Origin of the sequence: Pseudorhizobium xiangyangii (genome assembly GCF_020531965.1) — a bacterium.
GTDB classification, from domain to species: Bacteria; Pseudomonadota; Alphaproteobacteria; order Rhizobiales; family Rhizobiaceae; genus Neorhizobium; species Neorhizobium xiangyangii.
Map to the genome: position 1 here is coordinate 88,229 of NZ_JAJAWH010000013.1, position 21,533 is coordinate 109,761.

The 21,533-nt window shown below is 59.7% G+C and carries 21 protein-coding genes and 1 tRNA gene; 10 read left to right on the plus strand and 12 right to left on the minus strand.

Annotated features, from left to right (window positions below):
- Window positions 1–2: 2 nt before the first annotated feature.
- From LH464_RS13615 to LH464_RS13645, 7 genes are read right to left on the minus strand one after another with little or no spacing between them, the layout of a single operon-like run.
- Window positions 3–1,496 (minus strand): aldehyde dehydrogenase, encoded by a 1,494-nt coding sequence (locus tag LH464_RS13615; protein ID WP_226786940.1) that lies wholly within the window; start codon window positions 1,494–1,496, stop codon window positions 3–5.
- Window positions 1,489–3,816 (minus strand): molybdopterin-dependent oxidoreductase, encoded by a 2,328-nt coding sequence (locus LH464_RS13620; protein ID WP_226786941.1) that lies wholly within the window; start codon window positions 3,814–3,816, stop codon window positions 1,489–1,491. The genes LH464_RS13615 and LH464_RS13620 overlap by 8 nt, the downstream gene beginning before the upstream one ends.
- A 2-nt stretch (window positions 3,817–3,818) precedes the next feature.
- The gene (locus tag LH464_RS13625) at window positions 3,819–4,796 is read right to left on the minus strand and encodes an ABC transporter ATP-binding protein (RefSeq protein ID WP_226786942.1); all 978 of its coding nucleotides are present in this window, start codon (window positions 4,794–4,796) and stop codon (window positions 3,819–3,821) included.
- Window positions 4,786–5,769, minus strand: coding sequence for an ABC transporter ATP-binding protein (locus LH464_RS13630; RefSeq protein ID WP_226786943.1), 984 nt, complete (start codon window positions 5,767–5,769; stop codon window positions 4,786–4,788). The genes LH464_RS13625 and LH464_RS13630 overlap by 11 nt, the downstream gene beginning before the upstream one ends.
- Window positions 5,766–6,617 (minus strand): ABC transporter permease, encoded by an 852-nt coding sequence (locus LH464_RS13635; RefSeq protein ID WP_226786944.1) that lies wholly within the window; start codon window positions 6,615–6,617, stop codon window positions 5,766–5,768. Before LH464_RS13635 ends, LH464_RS13630 begins: the two co-directional genes overlap by 4 nt.
- On the minus strand, window positions 6,617–7,558 hold the full coding sequence (locus LH464_RS13640) for an ABC transporter permease (RefSeq protein ID WP_226786945.1): 942 nt from the start codon (window positions 7,556–7,558) through the stop codon (window positions 6,617–6,619). Before LH464_RS13640 ends, LH464_RS13635 begins: the two co-directional genes overlap by 1 nt.
- 19 nt (window positions 7,559–7,577) lie before the next feature.
- A complete protein-coding gene (locus LH464_RS13645) occupies window positions 7,578–9,131 on the minus strand; it encodes an ABC transporter substrate-binding protein (protein ID WP_226786946.1) in 1,554 nt (517 codons plus the stop codon).
- Window positions 9,132–9,297: 166 nt separating this feature from the next.
- On the opposite strand from LH464_RS13645, the gene LH464_RS13650 reads away from it, so the two are divergent.
- Window positions 9,298–10,215 (plus strand): LysR family transcriptional regulator, encoded by a 918-nt coding sequence (locus tag LH464_RS13650; RefSeq protein WP_226786947.1) that lies wholly within the window; start codon window positions 9,298–9,300, stop codon window positions 10,213–10,215.
- An 830-nt stretch (window positions 10,216–11,045) separates the two neighbouring features.
- Here LH464_RS13650 and LH464_RS13655 read toward each other — a convergent pair.
- From LH464_RS13655 to LH464_RS13670, 4 genes are all read right to left on the minus strand, one after another.
- Window positions 11,046–12,137, minus strand: a complete 1,092-nt coding sequence (locus LH464_RS13655) for a tyrosine-type recombinase/integrase (protein WP_226786948.1) — start codon at window positions 12,135–12,137, stop codon at window positions 11,046–11,048.
- Between the two features lie 197 nt (window positions 12,138–12,334).
- Entirely contained in the window at window positions 12,335–12,775 is a 441-nt protein-coding gene (locus LH464_RS24845) for a helix-turn-helix domain-containing protein (protein WP_226786949.1), read from the minus strand.
- Entirely contained in the window at window positions 12,772–13,203 is a 432-nt protein-coding gene (locus tag LH464_RS13665; protein WP_226786950.1) for a helix-turn-helix transcriptional regulator, read from the minus strand. The genes LH464_RS24845 and LH464_RS13665 overlap by 4 nt, the downstream gene beginning before the upstream one ends.
- Window positions 13,204–13,454: 251 nt before the next feature.
- Window positions 13,455–13,544, minus strand: a tRNA-Ser gene (locus LH464_RS13670).
- A gap of 306 nt (window positions 13,545–13,850) precedes the next feature.
- Here LH464_RS13670 and rplU point away from each other — a divergent pair.
- The 4 genes from rplU (at window position 13,851) to LH464_RS13690 (ending at window position 15,803) form a co-directional block, all read left to right on the plus strand.
- The gene (gene rplU, locus LH464_RS13675) at window positions 13,851–14,162 is read left to right on the plus strand and encodes a 50S ribosomal protein L21 (protein WP_226786951.1); all 312 of its coding nucleotides are present in this window, start codon (window positions 13,851–13,853) and stop codon (window positions 14,160–14,162) included.
- Between the two features lie 33 nt (window positions 14,163–14,195).
- Window positions 14,196–14,465, plus strand: a complete 270-nt coding sequence (rpmA, locus tag LH464_RS13680; RefSeq protein WP_226786952.1) for a 50S ribosomal protein L27 — start codon at window positions 14,196–14,198, stop codon at window positions 14,463–14,465.
- 130 nt (window positions 14,466–14,595) lie between these two features.
- Window positions 14,596–15,228, plus strand: a complete 633-nt coding sequence (locus LH464_RS13685; protein ID WP_226786953.1) for a GNAT family N-acetyltransferase — start codon at window positions 14,596–14,598, stop codon at window positions 15,226–15,228.
- Entirely contained in the window at window positions 15,225–15,803 is a 579-nt protein-coding gene (locus LH464_RS13690) for a GNAT family N-acetyltransferase (RefSeq protein WP_226786954.1), read from the plus strand. The genes LH464_RS13685 and LH464_RS13690 overlap by 4 nt, the downstream gene beginning before the upstream one ends.
- A gap of 39 nt (window positions 15,804–15,842) precedes the next feature.
- Here the strand turns inward: LH464_RS13690 and LH464_RS13695 are convergent, their stop codons facing one another.
- Complete coding sequence (locus tag LH464_RS13695; protein WP_226786955.1) at window positions 15,843–16,706, minus strand: endonuclease/exonuclease/phosphatase family protein; 864 nt, start codon at window positions 16,704–16,706, stop codon at window positions 15,843–15,845.
- Between the two features lie 97 nt (window positions 16,707–16,803).
- Between LH464_RS13695 and obgE the strand changes: the two genes are divergently transcribed.
- The 5 genes from obgE to rsfS all read left to right on the plus strand — a co-directional run bounded on the left by obgE (window position 16,804) and on the right by rsfS (window position 21,500).
- Window positions 16,804–17,865, plus strand: coding sequence for a GTPase ObgE (gene obgE, locus LH464_RS13700; protein WP_226786956.1), 1,062 nt, complete (start codon window positions 16,804–16,806; stop codon window positions 17,863–17,865).
- Complete coding sequence (proB, locus tag LH464_RS13705) at window positions 17,862–19,040, plus strand: glutamate 5-kinase (RefSeq protein ID WP_226786957.1); 1,179 nt, start codon at window positions 17,862–17,864, stop codon at window positions 19,038–19,040. The genes obgE and proB overlap by 4 nt, the downstream gene beginning before the upstream one ends.
- Window positions 19,033–20,319 (plus strand): glutamate-5-semialdehyde dehydrogenase, encoded by a 1,287-nt coding sequence (locus tag LH464_RS13710; protein WP_226786958.1) that lies wholly within the window; start codon window positions 19,033–19,035, stop codon window positions 20,317–20,319. The genes proB and LH464_RS13710 overlap by 8 nt, the downstream gene beginning before the upstream one ends.
- Window positions 20,320–20,361: 42 nt before the next feature.
- Window positions 20,362–20,949 (plus strand): nicotinate-nucleotide adenylyltransferase, encoded by a 588-nt coding sequence (locus tag LH464_RS13715; RefSeq protein ID WP_226787001.1) that lies wholly within the window; start codon window positions 20,362–20,364, stop codon window positions 20,947–20,949.
- 164 nt (window positions 20,950–21,113) lie between these two features.
- Window positions 21,114–21,500 carry a ribosome silencing factor gene (rsfS, locus tag LH464_RS13720; RefSeq protein WP_226786959.1) on the plus strand — a complete coding sequence of 129 codons (387 nt, stop codon included), beginning with the start codon at window positions 21,114–21,116 and terminating at the stop codon, window positions 21,498–21,500.
- Window positions 21,501–21,533: the final 33 nt, after the last annotated feature.

Here is a 21,533-nt window from a genome sequence, read left to right on the forward strand (position 1 = left end):
ATTCAGGACTCCAGATCGATCCAGATCGTTTTTGTCTGTTGGTACTGCGCCAGCGCTTCTAGGCCATTGTCACGGCTGAGCGAGCCGGAGCGGCGATAGCCGCCAAAGGGCGTCGCAACCGACCCTTCGGAGAAGCTGTTCACCGACACTGTGCCCACCGGCAGCGCCCGCGCGAACTGCAGTGCCTGGCTGATGTTTTGTGTAAACACGGATGCGTGGAGGCCGAATTCCGTATCGACGGCCAGCCGCAACGCCTCCTCGTCGCTGTCGACAGTGATCATGCCGAGCACAGGGCCGAAAATCTCCTCGCGGGCAATTTTCATGTCGGGCGTCATGGCGTCGAATACGGTGGGTTTCAGGAAGAAGCCGGGATTGTCATCCAGCGACGCACCGCCAAGCAACACCTGCGCGCCCTCACTGACGCCCGATTGCAGGAAGCCCTCCACGCGGTCGCGATGCTCTGCCGTGATCATCGCGCCAATATCCGTTGCCGGGTCGAGCGGATCGCCGACGACGAATGCCTTCACCCGCTCGATGACGCGGGCCACGAATTCGTCGCGATGACGCCGATGCACGATCTGGCGCATATTGGCGGAGCAGTTCTGACCGCCATTCCAGAATGCCGCCATGACGGCGCTTTCGATCAGCGAGTCTGTAATCGCCGCCTGTTCGAGAACGAGGAACGGGCTTTTGCCGCCAAGCTCCAGCCCGACCGGTTTCAGGTTCGACTGCGCGGCGTAGCCAAGCAGATAGGCACCCACCTCGCCCGAACCGGTGAAGGACACCATGTCGATGTCGGAATGGCGGCCAATCGCCTGTCCGGCCTCTTCGCCTAACCCCGGAACGACATTCAATACGCCCGCCGGAATGCCCGCTTCGGCGGCCAGTTCTCCGAGCCGCAAGGCGGTGAGCGGGGACTGTTCGGCAGGCTTCAGCACGACAGAGCAGCCGGTCGCCAGCGCAGGCGCCAATTTCCATGCCGCCATCAGCAGCGGAAAATTCCACGGCACGATCAGTCCGGTGACGCCGATCGGCTCCTGCACGATCATCGAAACTGTGCCCTGACCGGTCGGCGCAACGCGCCCGAAGCTCTTGTCGATGGTCTCGGCATACCATTGGAAGAAGTGTGGCACTTCATGCGCCACCTCGTTGCGGCAGTCGCGAATGGTCTTGCCGCTATCCAGCGATTCCAGCAGCGCTAGCTCCTCGCCATGCTGGCGAAGCAGCGCCGCAAAGCGCAGCAACGTTTCCTTCCGCTTACCGGGATCACAGCGCGACCACGCCCCGTCATCGAAGGCGCGCCTGGCCGCCTTCACCGCGCGGTCGACATCGGCATGATCGCATGCCGCCACCTCGGCCAGCAGCGCACTGGTGGCAGGATTGAGCGTTACGAATGTCTTGCCCGACTGGGCGGGAACGGCTTGTCCGTCGATCCAGGCTCGGGTTTCGATCCTGATTCGGTCTGCAAGCGCACGATTGCCAGGTGCATCATTCATCGGTTGGCTCCGAGGTTTCGATGGATGTGAAAGGGGGAGGATCGAAGGCCCGCACCGGCGGCACGAGGCCTGTCCATTTGCGGATCGCGACGCGGGCGATCTGGCCTGTGCAGCCATGGGTCAACTGAGACGCACCGACATCGGGCGTCAGCACATTGGCCGTGCCATGGGCGCAGAAAATGCGCGCTGTTCCATCCGGGTCCGGTTGAGGGTCGAACCAAGCGCCAGTTTGCAGATGGGCGACGCCGGGCATGACCAGCGTCGAAACCTCGACGCCTGCAAGGCACGCGCCATATTCATTTTCCAGCCGCGCAATATCACCGCTGGCCAGCCTCAGCCTGCCCGCATCGTCGGGGTGCAGCCTCAGCTTTTCACGTCCAGCAACCTTTGCCGCGGCTGAGGTTGCGCCGAAATCAAGCTGGCTGTGCAGCCGGGTGGATGGCGCATTGGCAATCAGAAAATAAGGGCGCTCTGCATCGGGCGCGCGGCGGTGCGGACGCCAGACCGGCAGGCCCGGCGCATCGTCATGGCCGTAAGATGCGATCTGCTCGCTGAAGATTTCAATCCGCCCGCTCGGCGTTCCGAGCGGTGCCGAAACGGGATCGTTGCGAAACGCTTCCAGAAAACCGCCACTATCCGGCTCGCACGGCAAATCGAGCCAGCCACGCTCCCAAAACGTGTCGAAATCAGGCGCAAACAGCCCTCTTTCTTCCAGTGCAATACGGGTCGGCTCGTAAAGCCGCCGCAGCCATTCATCCGCCGTTCGGCCTTCGGTGAAGGACTGATGCTCGGTCGGTCCCAGAGCTTCCGCGATACTGACCAGCGCATCATAGTCCGAGCGCGCCTCGCCCTTTGGCGGGCAAAGCTGTTGCATGGCGAACAGTCTCGGGTCGTTGCGTGTCGCGCCGAAATCCGAACGTTCGAGCGAAAACGAAATCGGTAGCACGATGTCGGCTGACTTCGCGGTCGCCGTCCACACCTGCTCCTGCACGACGGATGTATCGACCCTGCCGACGGCCTCGGTCAGTCGAAGCAGGTCCTGATGGTGATGGAACGGATTACCGCCCGCCCACCAAAGCAGATGAATTTCCGGATAGGTTCGCCGCTCGCCCATGAAGCTGAACGAAGCGCCCGGATTGAGCAGCATTTCGGAAATGCGGGCGACAGGAATCCACTCCCGGCAAGTGTTGCGGCCCTGCGGCAGGACCGGAATAGGCACCGAAACTTTCTGCCTGCCGGTATGGGCCAGCGAGCCGAAGGCATAGGTGAAACCACATCCGGGCAGGCCGATCTGCCCCACCATGGCGGCAAGCGCCAGCGCCGCCCAGACCGGCTGTTCGCCGAACTCGGCCCGCTGGAGCGCATGCGCGACCGACACCAGCGATTTGCACCGCACCATATCACGCGCCAGATCCGCAATGGTGGATGCCGCAACACCGGTGATGCTTTCCGCCCAGGCAGGCGTCTTCGGGCCGCCATCCGTGTCGGACAGTAGATAATCGCGAAAATACTCGTAGCCGACGCAATATTTTTCGAGGAACGCTGTGTCGGCAAGACCCTCATCCTGAATCACATAGGCCATCGCCAGTATCAGCGCCGTATCCGTACCCGGCCTGATGCTGTGCCACACCACATTGATGTCGTCCGGCATGTCGTCACGGATCGGGGAGAACAGGTGAAATACGCCGCCCCGCGCAGAAACACGGCGCATGGCGTCATGCTCTATATGGTCGCTCACGCCGCCATTGCCGATGGCGGTGTTACGCAGCGGCATGCCCCCGAAGCTGACAATCACGTCCGTTTCGGCAACCACCTGCTTCCACGACACGGTGTTGCGCGAAATGTCCCCGAAACTGCCGATCAGCCGTGGCAGAAGCGGTGCGGAGGCGCCCGCACTATAGCTCGACACACCGGCGACATAGCCGCCAAATGCAGTGTTGAGAAAACGGTGAACCTGGCTTTGCGCATGGTGGAAGCGCCCTGCACTCGCCCAGCCATAGGAACCGCCATAGACGCCCGAGGCCCCATAATTTTCGCGCACGCGGCGGATTTCGTCGGCAAGCAGACACGCCGCCTTCTCCCAGCTAACCTCGACGAACGGCTCGCCGATTTTACGCGAGCGCGGGCCGGGTCCGTCGCGCAACCAGCTTTCGCGAACGGCGGGACGCAGCACACGGGCGGGATGGTCCAGCGCGTTGCTCATATTCTGAAGGATCGGGCTTGGCGCGCGGTCACCTTCATGAGGGGTAATTTCCAGCCGGTCTTTGCCGCGGCGCGCATAGAAAGCGCCCCAGTGGCTGGAATGCACGACAGGTAACATGATCATAATTCCGCAGGTGGCAGTGTTTCGGCATGGTGGCAGGCCACCAGACCACCACCGAAGGGCCGCAGGACAGGCGTTTTGGTGCGACACACATCCGTCACGAACTGACAGCGCGGATGGAACCGGCAGCCGCTCGGCGGGTCGAGCGGGGATGGCGGCTCGCCCTCCTGCACTTCGGCAAGAGCCGGCTTTTCAGGGTCCGGCACCGGGGAGACGCTGCGCAGCAGGCGCGTATAGGGATGCGACGGCGCGTCGAAGATTTCCCGGGTCTGCCCGGTCTCTATGACCTGGCCGAGATACATCACCGCCGTGCGCTCGCAGAAATGACGCACCACGCCAAGATCGTGGGAAATGAACACGAAAGCGATGTTGCGCTCGGCCTTCAGTCGCGCCATCAGATTGAGGATCTGCGCCTGCACCGACACATCGAGCGCGGAAACCGGCTCGTCGGCAACAATGATGGAGGGCGACAGCACCAGCGCCCGCGCAATGCCGATGCGCTGCTTCTGCCCACCTGAAAACTCATGGGGAAAGCGCTCGGCGGATTCTGGCGCCAGACCCACCTCATTCAGCGCATCGCGCACCAGCCTGTCCACCGCCTTGCCCGAGGCGATGCCATGCACACGAACGGCCTCGGCCAGCGCGTCACCAATGCGCATGCGCGGCGACAGCGATGCGGCAGGGTCCTGAAAGATCATCTGAAGCTTCGGGCGCAGCCGCCGCAACTGCCGCACGGGCAGGCGCGAAATGTCGATGCCGTTGAAGACCACGCGGCCCTCTTTCAGATTGACCAGCCGAAGGATTGCTCGCGCCACGGTGGACTTGCCGCAGCCGCTTTCACCGACAATGCCGAAAGCCTCGCCCTGCCGGACATCGAAGCTGACGCCATCGACGGCTTTCAGTTCATGCGTCTTCGGGAACGGCCAGCCCCGGCGAACGGAGAAGCTGACCCGCAGCCCTTCAACCTTAAGCAGCATGTTCGCCTCCCTGAACATACAGCCAGCATCGGACCATATGCAGGTTCGCGTCGCCGACATCGGCCGGCGGCGGCATGCTGTTGCATTTTTCCATGGCGTGCGGGCAGCGATCCATGAAGCGGCAGCCATCGGGCATATTGACCAGCGTCGGCACGCGTCCCGGAATCGAGGCGAGTTCCGAAAGGTCCCGGTCGACGCGCGGCAGGCTGGCCAGCAGCGCGCGCGAATAAGGATGCGCCGGATTGCGGAACAGGTCCGTCACCGTCGCCGACTCGACGAGATCGCCGCCATACATCACCGCCACACGGTCGGCATGCCCGGCGACAATACCGAGATTATGGGTAATCAACAGCATGCCCATCTTGCCTTCGGTGCGCAGCACATCGAGCAGGTCGAGGATCTGCCGCTGCACCGTGACATCCAGCGCAGTGGTCGGCTCATCGGCAATCAGCAGACGCGGATGGCAGGCAATGGCAAGCGCAATGACGACGCGCTGGCGCATGCCACCCGAGAACTCATGCGGATAGGAACTGTAACGGCTTGCCGCCGAGGGAATGCGCACCTTTTCCATCAGGCCAATGGCCGCCTTGCGGGCTTCGCGGCGGGAAAGGCCGAGATGATCGCGCAGCGGTTCGGAGATCTGTTCGCCCACGGTAAGAACCGGGTTCAGCGCCGTCATCGGCTCCTGAAACACCATGCCGATTTTTGCGCCACGCACGCGCTCCATGCCGGTTTCCGACACCGCCTCGATGGGCAGCGAATCCAGCAGGATGCGACCTGCCGTGATGGATGCCACGGAGGGCAGCAGCCGCATGATCGACATGGCCAGCATGCTCTTGCCGCAACCGCTTTCGCCCACCACGGCCAGCGTCTCGCCCTCTTCGATGGAGAAGGAGATTTCGCGCACCGCATGATATTCCCCGCCATTGATCTGGAGCGAGGTACGCAGATCGTCGACAACCAGCACGCTCATGCGGTCGCCCTCGGATCGTTGGCGTCCCGCAATCCGTCACCGACGAGATTGAGGCCGATCATGACGATCAGGATGGCAAGCGATGGCCAGATGGCGAGACCGGGATAATCAAGCAGATTGTCGAAACCATCGCGCACCAGACCGCCCAGCGTCGCCGCAGGCGGCGGCGCGCCGAGGCCGATAAAGGCCAACGAGCTTTCGGTGCGCACGGCAGTGGCCAGCCACAGCGTCGCCACGATGATGATGTCGTCGAGCGTTTCAGGCAGCAAATGGCGCACGATGATGCGTATATCGGAATAGCCCAGCACCCGGCAGGCATCGATATAATCGCGCTCGCGAAGTGCCAGTGCCGCCGAACGCGCCATGCGGTAGAAGGCCGGAAACGCCGTAATGGCGATGGCGATGATCAGATTGGTGATGCCCGGGCCGAGCAGCGCGACGATGATAATCCCGGCCACCATCTGCGGAAAGCTCATCAAGAGGTCGTTGGCGGCAGACACCCAGCGATCGACCCGTCCACCATGATAGCCCGACAGAATGCCGATGGCGGTACCACAGACCATGGCCAGAGCGGTCGAGGCGAAGGCCGTCCACAAGGTGATCTGCAACCCGTAGAGAATGCGGGAGAAAGTATCGCGCCCGAACTGGTCGGTGCCGAGCCAGTATTCGGCCGAGACCGGGCGGAAGCGGGCGAGCATCGACTGTGCGTAAGGATCGTGCGGCGCAATGATGGGCGCAAACACCGCAGCGAAGATGACGACGGCCATGATCGCAACGCCCGCGACGATGGCGATGCGCCCCGGCGCAAGCCTGGCAACACGGTGGCGTGGGGTGACGACGGCGGACATCAGGCTTTCACCCTCGGATCGACGAAGCGGTAGCACAGGTCGGTCAGTGCGTTGACCACCACGACCAGCACGGCATAGGCGACGACCAGCCCCTGCAACAGGGTGTAGTCGCGTCGTTCGAGCGCGCCGATCACCAGCTTGCCCAATCCGGGCCGGTTGAAGACGATTTCAGTCAGCACCGAGTTGCCGATCAGGACGCTGAAATACAGGCCGGTGAACGTCACCACGGCCAGAAGCACATTGCGCAATGCATGTTTCCACACGATGCGGCTGGCCGGCACACCCTTGGCGCGGGCGGTACGGATATAGTCGGAGCGCAGCACATTCATCATGCCGCCGCGCGTCACACGGGCCACATAGGCCATCATTACAAATCCCAGATTGGTGGCTGGCAGCGCCAGCGACATGAAACGACCCCACGGGTCAGTAATCGGCTTGCCGGACGCGATGACCGGGAACCAGCCCAGCATCACCGAAAAGACCAACAGCATCAGCACCGCCGAAACGAAGGCGGGAAAGGAAAGCCCGCCCAGCGTGAAGATGCGCACGAACCAGTCCACCCAGCCGCCATTCGAGCGCGCCGCGACGACACCTAACGGAACGCCCAGCGCGACGCCAACGAACACCCCGGCCAGTGAAAGTTCCAGCGTGTAGGGCAGGACTTCCAGCACCGAGGTAAGGACCGGGCGGTTCGAGATCATCGAAACGCCCAGATCCCCCTGAATGAGTTGGGTCAGGAAGGCGAGATATTGCTGCCAGATGGGCTTGCTCAGCCCGGTCTGTTCGTGAAACTTCGCAATCGCCTCCGGCGTGGCCTGATCACCGAGAATGATCAGCGCCGGATCGCCGGGCACGATGCGCACCAGCACAAAGGCCAGTGTCAGCACCGCGAACAGCGTCGGGATCAGAGTCAGCAGCCGCTGTCCGACAAAGCGCAGCATGTGTCCGCCTTCCTTTCTGTTACTTCAACTCTGTCAGTTCCGTCACGGTCGGGCCGAGATGCATCCCCGCCTGCAGGTCGTAACCCCAATCGACATTGTCGCGCCGCGCATAAGCGATCAGCTGCTCATAAAGCGGCACCGCGCAGATGTGCTCAATGATCTTCTTCTGAGCGGTTGCCCAAAGCTGCTTCTGAACTTCCGGATCGGTTTCCGAACGCGCCTTGACGATCTCCTCATCAGCCACATCGCAATGCGAGAAGTTGATAGAGGCGGTCGGCGTCCCCACGATGGATGCCGAGTGGAAGAACTGCGTCAGGAACACATCAGCAATCGGGAAGCGCGCTGCCGAGTAGTAGACCACCTGGCTGCGATCTTCGCGGATCTGGGCGTGGAAGGTCTGATGGTCCACCACCTCAAGCTGAAGGTTGATACCGGCGCGGGCAAGCTGGGCCTGCGCGACCTGCGCGACGCTCAGCATGTTCGGCAGCGATGTCTGGATCATCTTGAGGGTGATGCCATCCTTGAAGCCCGCATCTTCCAGCATCTTGCGCGCGGCATCTGCATCCCCTTCACCATAGATCGGCGCCGAACCATCCCAGCCCAGATTGCCTGCCGGAATGACCGAGCCTGCGGGTTGGGCGAGGCTTTCGCCGATGAACTGGATATATTCGGGGCGGTTCAGCGCCGTCGCAACGGCCCGGCGCACCTCGATATTGTCCAACGGTGCCGATTTCGTGTTGAGGTGGAACTGCTGCAATTCGGCCGGACGCATGATGTCGACCTTCAGCCCTTCAGTCCCGCCGATGGAATTGATCCATTCCTGATCCTGACGGCCATAAGAGACGTCCAGTTCGCCCGCACGCAATGCGAGATCGCGGGAAGAGTCGGACGGGATGTAGCGATATTCAATGCCGTCGAGCTTCGGCACGCCACGGAAATAATCCGGGTTGGCGACAAAGGTCACACGCTCCTGCGGCACATATTCCTGGACCATGAAGGGTCCGGTGCCGACCGGCTTGGTCGCGAAATCTGCCCCCCGCTCTTCGGCGGCCTTCTTCGAGACGATGTTGCCGCCATGATAATTGGCGACGAGGCCAAGCAGCGAGGGGATCGGCTGCTTCAACGTTATCCTGACGGTCGACGGATCGACCGCCTCGACCTTGTCGATCGACTTGTAATCGGAGGCGAATGCGGATGTATCCGGATTGGCGCTGCGGTTCAGCGAATAGACGACATCATCTGCCGTGAGTTCACCATAGCCATGGTGGAACTTCACGCCCGAACGCAGCTTGAAAGTCCATACCGTGCCATTTTCGTTGCTTTCCCAGCTTTCGGAAAGGTCGGGCTCCAGCGCGCTAATATCATCGGATCCTGGCTTGAACCGGACAAGGCCGTTGAACAGCCAGCTGGAAATGGGCTTGTCGGGCGTGCTGGTTGCCCGATGTGGATCCATGGTGCCGAGATCCTGTGCAGCCATGCCGTAACGCAGAACTCCCTCCGCGAGCGCAGGAGTCGCAGTGGAAATGCCTAACACCATCAAGAGCGTGAGTGCGTAATCCCCTATTCCATTCATGTTCGGACCCTCTGGTTTGTTTCTTGATCTTATTGGTGCCGGTCTTCGCGGCTTGAGGCCGGTCCCCCGAAACCGGAAGTGTTCTGGGGCGGCGCTCGATAAAGGCTAGTCAAAACACTTAGCATCAGTCAAATATCAATGTCTGACGTTTGCATTCGGATATGTTATGCTGAGCCAAAGATCGTTGGAAGTGTTTCGAGAGGTCATGCTATACGGTTCGCTTGTCGGCGCGGCGCAGCAGTTGCACATCTCCCAACCGGCTGTCTCTCGCCATATTAGCGATCTGGAAGCACAGACCGGACTCAAGCTTTTTCGTCGAACAGGCAACCGCGCCACGCCAACAAAAGAGGCTTTCGGGTTACTTGCCGAAGTTGACCGCGCGTTCATCGGCCTCCGCGAGATCGAAGCCCAGGTGCCGCGCATCGCCAGCGGGGAGGTGGATTCGATCACGCTCGCTGCAATGCCCGTCGTGGCAACAACCATGCTGCCGGAAGTCGTGGCCGGTCTAAGCCGAGAGTTCCCCTCCGCGAGTGTCGAGCTTCAATCCGCGCACAGCACGCACATCATACCACGTGTGCGTGGCGGTTCGTTCGCCCTTGGCATCGTCTCGTTACGTCAACCGACTATTGGCGTGCGCGTTATGTGGCGCGACAGCTTCCCTTACTATTGCCTCCTGCCAAGCGATGACCCGCTCGCCGCCAGGGAAGTTATCCGGCCGGCCGATCTCGCGGGACGTCATCTGATTGGTTATGCCGAGACGGCCGTGTCGGGCGTCATGCTGGACAGGGCGCTATCAGGTGTCAGCCCACCGCCTATCATCCGGATGCGTGTTCACCTCAGCAAGACTACATGGGCGTTAGTTGAGAATGGATGCGGCATCGCGATCGTCGACTCGTTTGCCGCACACGTGCACCGTTCTCGCGGAGGAACTGTGCGAAAATTTGATACGGATACGAAATTCGATTTGACGCTCATAGTTTGGGACGGAGCAATCCGGGACCACTATGTCGACCACTTCATCAATGCGCTCAGCGCGGTCAGTGAGCAATACAAGAGCGACGGATTCTTATCTCTAATCTCTTAATGGCCACACGATGCTGCGCTTCAGGCAACACCAACAGACTGCCTAGAACCTCAGAAAATCATGACAAACTCACCGCGAACGCCCTCCCGGGAAGCGGGTTCGTGCATGGGGCGCAAAGCTGCCGCGCGCTCTATCCCTGCGGCACCGCATACGTGAGGTCCGAAAGCGGAAATTATTGCCGCTCCTCCGTCCTGTTGACAGACACCCAAAGCCAGGGAACAAAGGTGGCATCCACGGCCGCTCGCGGCAGCAAAATATAGGGAATTCAAAGGCGATTTCGCTAGGCCATTGAAATCACGTGAGAATCCAAGGCCCCCAGGCAAGCCATTTTGGCACGTATTTTCTCCGTTTTATAGTTGCCATTCCCCACCAGAAATGGTGGCGTCTTTTCAGCTACTTGGCGCGATTTCCCGTCAATTGGAATGTGACGTTTCCCAGATCCCAAAGATGCTTCAGGTGGTCAAAATTAACAGACGTCATCAAAGCCAATCGACATCGAACCAACACACACTGCATGGGTATGTCGTACAACCTTGGCAAGCAATCCCACCAAGGCGAAATATTGGCAGTGATGTACTCTCGACTAGAGTCGAGATGCCTGGCTTCATCTTTGGCAAAGGCCGGATCGACAGCCCCGTGGGCGCCAATGGGAGTTATCGGCAGGAGCGCCAGGACAGACACCGCTCCACTTCGTCGCTACGTGACTAGTTAGCAAACCGATACGCATAAGTTCCATAATCCTGGCAGGCTTACAAGGGCGTTTCGGTTAAACTAAGATCAGACGGCGGCGAGCCGCCGGATCGTGACACGCCCTCCGTTCTACACTTCCCTCAACGATATGGCTCCAGTAGTGCGAACATCGCCGTTCGGATATTGTCTGGAGCTTTGCTGAACGGCTGGAGAATATCGAGATGGGGATCGACTTCCCCTCGATTGCGGATGGACTCTACGAGTGCATGTTGATGATCTTCGTCCAGGGCACCATAGTAAACCAGCGTGGTACGGTAATCCTCATGCCCAAGGTTCTGGCTGAGTGCCTTTCGCTCTTCAGCTGTTGCACCCCACCGCTCGATCATTCTGGCAATTGTTGAACGGATCGCATGAGGCCGGGAATATTTCGTTCCCGCCGCTTCGGCAGCGGCTTTCATCACATGCCGGACGGGAGCGGCAGACGCGAGAAAATCGAAACGTACCTCCTTCAGTTCACCCCAGTGCTTTTTGAAACCTCGAGGAAAGAGCGGATCATTGTCCTGAGCGCCAAGATCTCGCAACTCTTCAAGCCAATCGATAACGGTTTTTTCGATGTCCTCTCCAACCGGAAACCAGGCTGTCCGCATTGTCTTGCTTGCCTTGGTGGCGACTCGTTTGGCGTCCTGGAAGACCAACTTGCGGGAGGTATCAACGTGCTTGACGCGCAGCGTGACCAGCGCCCCATCACGCACGCCCGTCAGATAGAGAAAGGCGATCATTGCACGGTCGCGCCGCTGGAGAACGGTATTGGCCGGAGCCGCCGCAATCAACATCCTGATCTCATCCGCAGTCGGCACGTGTTTCTCCGTCGCCGCCTTGGCGATCTTTGCAAGGCGTTTGGATGGGGTGAAGTAGTCCGGCAGATCGCGCGGCATCTTGGTGAATGCGAACTGCTTGGAGAGCCATAAAAAGAAGGCTTTCAATGTGCCGAGGCTATGGACAACCGTGGATGCGGACAATGTCCCTTCCTCCTCGGCTTTAGTCTGCATGTTGTTCTTGTATGCGATGATTTGATCGCGGCTCACCTGGCTGAAGTCGACATTGCCCGTTGCCTCTTCGAACTGGCGTATGTGCCTCAGAGCGGCATCAATCGTCTTGTCGTCCAAGCCTTGGGCTTGCTTAAGCTTGGTCTGATAGTCGTAGATAACGAATGCATTCTGATGAGACGGCATGCTGTCTCGCTCTCTTGTATATTGATTGCTGAAAGTCTTGGTTCTGCGAACATCCCCGAAAACGGTGGTTTGCGGGGATGTTGAGGTGCCGGTGTCCGATTGAAACACGTCGAAAACTTATCGATAGCCGACACCGTTTCAAGCGAGGACCAATTTAGGGCGATTTGCCCAATCCGAATGGGAAGGTGACCATTACATTAGTCTGGAATCGTGCCATTGGGATTGTGTTCTGTGGCGTCCTTGATCACGGCCCATTGCTCATCCGTCAACCACCGGCTCGCGCGACCACGCCCCTCCGAGCAAGCAAGCGACAAGCGTACCAACCCGGTGCGGCCTGGATGGACGTTAATACCTCCCTCCAGCAGGGAATGTTTCCCCCCACATGAGACGCAGTGGATCTCATATGGGCCGCATGGTGATTTGCTACGGTCGCGACGGGCGCGATGGAAATCATTCAACTGGTCGCCTCGAAACAAACGGCGGCCGCCTTTTTCGAAGCAACACAAGCCAGACCTCAACCAATTGCCGACCGTGTTGCGGCATACTCCGTAGAGAGCCTGCACCTCGTCAGGCGAGTAGAAGTAATTGATCTTCGCGAGGCGCTCGCTGTGGAGATTACGGCGGCGGGACTTGCTCATCGCTCACCTGCCATACGCGCTTCGTATGCCACGACCTCACTGAGGCGCCAGCGCGTCGATCCCTTCTCGACCTTCAACGGCTTGGGAAAGCCCTCGGACGTCTTGATCCAGCGCCAAATGGTCTGTTTGCTGACCTTGAAGAGGGCGGCAACCTCGTTATCGGTGAGAAGTTGCTCTGCTTTAGCGGGTGCATGAGCTGCCGGGATAGATGTACGCTCAAGCTTTTGAGCGGCGCCGATCTTGGGAAGCAGCGCGCCCAACACTTTTTGGGCGATGAGATCAGCGAACTGATTTGTGTATTCGTCCTCGCTCGGAGCGATGTCGGTCACACCAGTCGCGGCGGCATAGGCATTGCCAGTAGCCGCCAGCTGAGCGTCGCGATCATGTTGCTGTTTATCGAGGAGGTTTGCCTTGGAAGATTTACGCATACCGTTCCCTTTCTCCGCATTTAGCGGGGTGTAGGGAAGCCGGCACGTCTTGCGCAAACTTCGAATAAATCATCGCGGCGAATTGTTCACCGGATGTGATGCCATGCGTATCAGAATATTCTCACGGCGCAACAGGCTATCGTGCAAAATCCATTTGCGAGAAGATTTATTTCGGTGCGATGGGCCAGATGATGGGCCAAGAGAAACGGCATCCAAAAATATCTTAAAAAACAACGACTTGATGGATCTTATGGCGGAGAGGGTGGGATTCGAACCCACGATACGGTTGCCCGTATGCCGCATTTCGAGTGCGGTGCTTTCGACCACTCAGCCACCTCTCCGCTTAAGACGTGATGACGCGTTGGTCAGCGCGGGCTGTCTCATAGCGACGAAAGATGAGGCTGGCAAGCGCCAAATCCAAGATCGTCAATCCTTTTATCTTGACAGTTTTCATGCCCTCACGTATGCCCGCAACCGATCAGGCGTGGAAAGGGCTCCATGCCTCTTTTCTTGTTCGGATGCCTCCCAAGGGCAACGTCAAGACCACCGGCAGGATGGCGACTTTTCAGTATCCCTCCTGCTCACCCGACTGGCAAAAAGACGGCCGCCTTACAGGCAGAGCCGGAACGAACATGAAAGGATAAAAAATGTTCGCAGTCATCAAGACCGGCGGTAAACAGTACCGCGTGGCCGCCAACGACGTGCTCACCATCGAAAAGCTGGAAGCAGAAGCTGGCGCAATCGTAGAATTCAACGAGATCCTGGTCATCGGCGTAGGCGCTGATGCCAAGTTCGGTGCGCCTTTCGTAACGGGCGCCACCGTCAAGGCTGAAGTCGTTGAGCACAACCGTGGCAAGAAGGTCCTTTCCTTCAAGAAGCGTCGCCGTCAGAATTCCAAGCGAATTCGCGGTCATCGCCAGCATCACACGGTCGTTCGCATCACCGACATCGTCGCTTAATCAGGATTTTCGAAGGTTTAAAGGAGAACTCCAATGGCACATAAAAAAGCTGGCGGTTCGTCGCGCAACGGTCGTGATTCCGAATCCAAGCGCCTTGGCGTGAAGAAGTTCGGCGGCGAAGTCGTCATTCCAGGCAACATTATCGTGCGTCAGCGCGGTACGCAGTGGCATCCGGGCACCAATGTCGGCCTCGGCAAGGACCACACCATTTTTGCGCTTACCGCCGGCAATGTGAACTACCGTACGAAGGCCAATGGCCGAGTGTACGTCTCTGTAATGCCGAAAGCAGAAGCAGCGGAATAAGCCGGTAGCGCTCTAAAGCAGCCGGTGTCTCATCGACCCGGCTGGCACCACCAGGTTTCAGTCCAAAGAAAAGGGAAGATGGGCACCACCCAACTTCCCTTTTTCTTTGATCCAAACGGAGGACTGAACCATGCAAGGCGAATTGTTAAGGGTGAGCCAATCCCGGCCACCGGAAGAACGGCTGAGACCCGAGCGGTCGAGGAGCGATTGCCCCGTCTTACTGTCGCAGAGACTTGTTCTGCGCGCACCCCACGAAGAAGACATCGACGCCCTTGCCCATCTCGCCAACAATGCAAACATCGCGACCATGGTGTCACGCATGCCGCATCCCTACACGGCAAAAGACGCCGCGGATTTTGTGCGACGCACGAAAGCCGGCGAGATTGGCAAGTGCGTCTACGCCATTACGCGAGGCGACAATGGCGCCTTTCTAGGATGCTGCGGGCTTGAACCCCAGGAAGACCAGAAGACCGTGGAAATCGGCTACTGGCTTGGCGAACCGCACTGGAACCAGGGCTATGCTACCGAGGCGGCGCATGTCCTGATCGACATGGCCTTCCGCACACGCGACATCGACCAGATCGACGCGCGTTGCAGGGTCACCAATGTTGCATCTCGGCGGGTTATCCAGAAATGCGGCTTCCAGTTCCAGGGCTCGGGCATGTTCGGGTCCCTGGCCATGGGAGGCATGGTGCCTGTCGAATGGTTCCGGCTCGACCGCAAGACATGGATTTCACTCCGCAGCTGGGGAGAGCTTAGATGAGCGCCACAGTTCTTGAACGCCGGTCAACGGAAGACAGGATGCCGGGGCCATGCCCCGTCATCACCAGCCGTCGCCTGGTCTTGAGGCCCCACCGGGTGTCTGATGCAGACAGCATTGCGCAATCGCTGGCCGACTTTTCCGTCAGCCGCATGCTGGCTCGCGTCCCGCAGCCGTACGATCGGGAAGATGCCCGCAACTGGCTGCAGATCCGGCTCTCGGGATCTTCACCGGGCTGGACCATGGCGATCACGACGCGCGATGACGTTCACATCGGTATTGTGTCGTTGGAGCTGCGCGGCGAATCCTGGCATCTTGGCTACTGGCTGAACCGGCTCCATTGGGGAAAGGGCATCATGACGGAAGCCGTCGATGGCGTACTGGATCTATTTGTGCGGCGCATGCCTGACACCGAGGTCCATTCCGGGGTCTTTGCAGACAATTCTGCTTCATTGAAGATCCAGCAAAAGCTCGGGTTCAGGATCACCAATTGCAACGAGTTGTTCAATTTGGCTCGCAACAGCATGGTACCGCATATTGAAACCCTGCTGCGGCCGGAAGATCTCCGCCGGCCGTAACGATCAGGAAGTAGCCGGCGGATCAGTCCGCCGGCACTGTTAGGCCAGTTCGAGCCAGACCGGGAAGTGATCGGAGCCGAGCGCCTGATTGTCCACCTGAACAGATTTCAGCCTCGGAGCGAGCTGTGGGTTTACGAAGCAATGATCGAGATACATCTTCTCCGTCCCGTCCCCCGGCGATTTCACCCAGGTGTAGCTTTCCGGTGTCGTTGCGCCCAGTCGGGCGGACGCGTCGACTGCGTGGTTGGCACGCAGTGCTCGCCGATAGTAGCTGTCGGTTCTGCCGACCATCTCCACGTATTCAGGCGATTCCGGGACCATGTTGAAATCGCCCATCATGACGAAATCCTCGGCAAGCGGCATATCGGCCAGACCGAATTCGCTGGCGCCCGTCAGCGATCCGCCCTCGGCGACGAAATTCAGCGCTCGAGCCTTCAGGAACCGGACCTGCTCAATGCGCTCATCAGGCGAGACATGATCCAGATGAACGGAGTAGACACGCAACGGACCCGACGGAGTGGCAATCACTGCCTCCACCGCACCCCTCTGCAGGTTGAGCTTTTCGAAAGTGCGGTTGCGCGGCAACAGCAGATGGCGCACCGCAAGGATGGGCCATCGCGACAGGATCATGTTGCCGAACTGCAGGCGACGCTCGGTCGGCTGCCCGTCAACGTCGACCATGTCGATGAACAGGTCGCACGGAGCCGCGAAACTGGAAAAAGCGTGGGGAAGCAGCGTCTTGATCCCCTCGACCATGTCCGCATAGTTGTTCCTGGAGAAGCCCCGGGTAACCTCCTGGAGCGCAATGATGTCGGCCTCGGCAACGCTGTCGGCAATACGGTCGAGACTATACAGCCCATCCAGGCCGATCCCATATTGAATATTATAGCTAACCAACTTCATGATATTCTTTGACCTCCGCCTGAACGGCCTATATCGAACCCGGACAATGTCTTATGGGCAATGACGTTGTCGGTAACACAAGACAGATGGCAGTAAGATGAAGTTTCTCGACGAAGCAAAAGTTTACATTCGCTCCGGCGACGGCGGTGCGGGCGCGGTCTCGTTCCGGCGGGAAAAATTCATCGAGTTCGGCGGTCCCGATGGCGGTGACGGCGGGCGCGGCGGCGATGTCTGGATAGAGGCCGTGAACGGTCTCAATACGCTCATAGATTTTCGCTTCCAGCAGCACTTCAAGGCGACGATCGGCACTCATGGGATGGGCCGGAACCGTACCGGCTCCAACGGCGGCGACGTCACATTGAAGGTGCCGGTCGGCACGCAGATCTTCGAGGAAGACAACGAGACACTGATCATCGACCTGACGAAGGAAGGCCAGCGCTTCCGTCTCGCCAAAGGCGGGAATGGCGGCTTCGGCAACAGCCACTTCAAGTCGTCGACCAATCAGGCGCCCAATTGGGCAAATCCCGGCTTGGAAGGCGAGGAAAAGACGATCTGGCTGCGGCTCAAGCTGATCGCCGATGCCGGTCTCGTCGGCCTGCCGAATGCGGGTAAGTCGACTTTCCTGGCAACCGTGACCCGTGCGCGTCCGAAGATTGCGAATTACCCGTTCACGACACTGCATCCGAACCTCGGAGTTGCCACCATTGATGGACGGGAGTTCGTTTTGGCTGATATTCCCGGCCTGATCGAAGGCGCCCATGAAGGCGTCGGCATCGGTGATCGGTTCCTGGGCCATGTCGAAAGAACGCGCGTTCTTCTTCACCTGGTCTCATCGGTCGAAGAGCATGCCGGCAAGGCCTACACGACCGTCAAGAACGAGTTGGAAGCTTACGGCGGCGGCCTGACCGACAAGCCTGAGATTGTAGCGCTATCGCAGATCGATGTGCTCGACGACAAAGAGCTGAAGAAGAAGGCCAAGGAACTGGAAAAGGCATGCGGCCAGAAGCCCTACCTGATTTCGGCAGCAACCGGAATGGGCATGACCGACGTGTTGCGGGCGCTGAGGGACGTCATTGTCCAGGCTGGCCAGGACACTGCCCTTCCCGACCGTAGCGCACGTTGGCCGGCTGGCGACGCCGAAGAGGACGCTGAGGAATGAGCGCAACCCGCAAACCTCTCTCCAGTCATCGGCGGATCGTCATCAAGATCGGTTCTGCCCTGCTGGTGGACCAGCAGACGGGATTGAAAACCGCTTGGCTCGATGCGATCTGCGCGGATATCGCGGCCCTCAAGGCTCGTGATATCGATGTGCTGGTCGTGTCATCGGGCGCCATCGCACTTGGGCGCACTGTATTGAAGCTTCCCTCCGGCGCGCTGAAACTGGAGGAAAGCCAGGCGGCTGCAGCCGTCGGTCAGATCGCACTCGCCCGAGCCTGGTCCGAAAGCCTGTCGAGCGATAGCATTGTCGCGGGACAGATCTTGCTGACGCTCGGCGACACCGAAGAACGCCGCCGCTATCTCAACGCCCGCGCCACCATCAATCAGTTGCTGAGGATCGGGGCGATCCCGATCATCAACGAGAACGACACGGTCGCGACCTCGGAAATCCGCTACGGCGACAATGACCGACTGGCTGCGCGCGTGGCCACCATGACAGGCGCCGATCTGCTTGTGCTTCTGTCGGACATCGACGGACTGTACACGGCCCCGCCTCATCTCGACCCCGATGCCCGCTTCCTCGACAGCATAGCGGCCATAACGCCGGAAATCGAAGCCATGGCAGGCGGTGCGGCTTCCGAACTGTCCCGCGGTGGCATGCGCACGAAAATCGACGCCGGCAAGATAGCCACAAGCGCAGGCTGTGCGATGATCATCGCTTCCGGCAAACCGGATCATCCGCTTCGCGCTATCGAACAGGGCACCCGCTCCTCCTGGTTTGCACCGTCCGCAACGCCCGTGACCGCACGAAAGACATGGATCGCCGGGCATTTGCAGCCGGCCGGTGAACTGGTCGTTGACCGAGGCGCGGTTACCGCGCTCGGCAGCGGAAAAAGCCTCCTTCCCGCCGGCGTAGTCTCCGTTGCGGGCAACTTCCATCGCGGTGATACGCTGGCCATCTTTGATGCCGACGGACGCGAAATCGCCCGTGGCCTTGCCAGCTACGATGCCGAAGAAGCGCGCCAGATCGCCGGGCGGAAGTCTGCAGAAATCGAATCCATTCTCGGCTATCCCGGCCGGGCGGCCATGGTCCACCGCGATGACATGGTCATGGCGGCAGCAACCGGCCGCAAGAAGGCAGACTTGGACTCAAGGGAGGAAGCCGCCCATGCTTGATGTCGTGGCCAGCAATGCCGATGATGTCGCATCCGTGATGAACGCTATCGGGCTTCAGGCCAGGCAGGCAGCGCGCGCACTGGCGACGACCGCGCCGGACGCAAAGAATGATGCCCTCCATGCTATGGCCGATGCCTTGCTGGCGTCGAAGAACGATCTTTTGCAGGCAAACGCTCAGGACCTCCAGCAGGTCGAGGGCAAGGGCTTGCCAGCATCCTTCATCGATCGCCTCACTCTGACACCGAAGTCCATAGAGGCCATGGCACAGGGGCTGCGGGAGATCGCGGCCCTGAAGGACCCGGTCGGGGAAGTGATCGCCACCTGGGACCGTCCAAACGGGCTGAAGATCGAGCGCGTCCGTACGCCGCTCGGGGTCATCGGCGTTATCTATGAAAGCCGACCCAACGTTACGGCAGATGCGGGTGCACTTTGCCTCAAGGCCGGAAACGCCGTGATTCTTCGGGGAGGCTCCGACTCTCTGCATTCTTCGCGCGCCATCCATCGGTGCCTGGCGGAAGGGCTGAAATCCGCCGGACTGCCTGAGCATGCCATCCAGATCGTTCCAACAAGCGATCGCGCGGCGGTCGGCGCGATGCTGAGCGGTTTGAGCGGTGCAATTGACGTCATCGTGCCGCGCGGCGGCAAAAGCCTGGTCGCCCGGGTGCAGAACGAGGCGCGCGTGCCCGTGTTCGCGCATCTCGAGGGGCTTTGCCACATCTATGTCGATGCATCCGCCGACCTGGAGATGGCCAAGAGGATTGTCGTCAACGCGAAGATGCGCCGGACTGGGATCTGCGGTGCCGCCGAGACACTGCTCGTTGATAGCGCTGCAATCGGAACCCACCTGATACCCCTTCTTGAAGCACTTACCGACGCCGGATGTGAAGTCCGCGCATCTGCAACGGTTCTCAAGGTGTTTCCCGGTCTCAAGCCAGCAACCGAGGACGACTGGCGGACGGAATATCTCGATGCGATCATCTCGGTTGCCGTCGTCGATGGCATTTCAGGTGCGATCGCCCACATCGGCACCTATTCATCCAACCATACCGAAGCGGTCATCGCCGAAGATCCAGCGGTTGCGGAACGGTTCTTCAACGAGATCGATTCCGCAATCCTGCTCCACAATGCCTCCACGCAGTTCGCAGATGGCGGGGAATTCGGCATGGGCGGTGAAATCGGTATCGCAACCGGCAAGATGCATGCACGCGGCCCGGTCGGCGTGGAGCAGTTGACCTCCTTCAAGTACCGTGTGCGTGGCACCGGCCAGATCAGGCCATAGCCTCACGTGACGGTGTCCCCACCAAGCCGTTGCTACCTCACCATGCCGCATGTCGAGCGCGGCATGGTCGTCGGCCTCTTTGGTGGCTCGTTTAACCCTCCGCACGAGGGCCATCTCCTTGTGGCCGAAATTGCCTTGCGCAGGCTGAACCTCGATCAGCTCTGGTGGATGGTGACCCCTGGTAATCCGCTGAAAAGCCGCAGGGAGCTCGCTTCCTTGAGCGACAGGATCGCCATGAGCGAGAAACTGATCGATGACCCGCGCATCAAGGTCACGGCATTTGAGCAAGCCCTCGGCAGCTCCTATACTGCCGAAACCCTGGCGCACGTCAGGGCACGCAATCGGAGCGTCCATTTCATCTGGATCATGGGAGCTGACAGCCTCAGGACTTTCCACCAGTGGCAAAAGTGGCAGTCCATCGTTAGCACATTCCCTATTGCCGTCATCGATCGTCCCGGCGCCACCTTGTCCTTCCTCTCCGCAAAAATGAGCCGGACGTTTGACTATGCAAGGATCGACGAAGACGATGCCGGCGTTCTGTGGCGCAAGCCGGCACCGGCCTGGACCTTCATTCATGGTCCGCGCTCTGCCGTAAGTTCCACGAGCCTGCGCGCCAGGACAGATCCGTGAACCGCCCTGAAGACCGGTCAGGTTTTCTATCGCCTATCTTGAAAGATTAGCGGTTCGATGCCACCTTAAATTAGCGACCCGTAAAATCGGGATTCGCTGACAGTGCTGTAACTGTTACTTGGAAGAAAGGACGAACCCTGACAACAGTGCACACCAAGGGAAAGATGCTCGGCATCCTTCCGCAGAGCCAGGAAAGTGGCGCCGATGCCGCCGCCCGCGCTCTTGAACTGGTCCTCGCAAGCCTGGAGGACTCCAAAGCAGAAGACATCGTCACCATCGACATCGCCGGCAAATCCGCGCTTGGAGACTACATGATCGTAGTATCCGGGCGATCCAACCGGCACGTCACCGCCATCGCCGAGCATTTGATCTCAGACGTCAAGGAGGACGGGCTGGGAACACCTCGTGTCGAGGGTTTGGAGACGGGCGACTGGGTGCTGATTGACACTGGCGATGTCATCATCCATGTGTTCCGACCGGAAGTTCGGGAGTTCTATAACATCGAAAAGATGTGGGCTGCCCCCGAGATCCTGGAAGGTACACTGCACTAATCCGCTGTCGGGCACGTCCTGGCGCGGCATGAA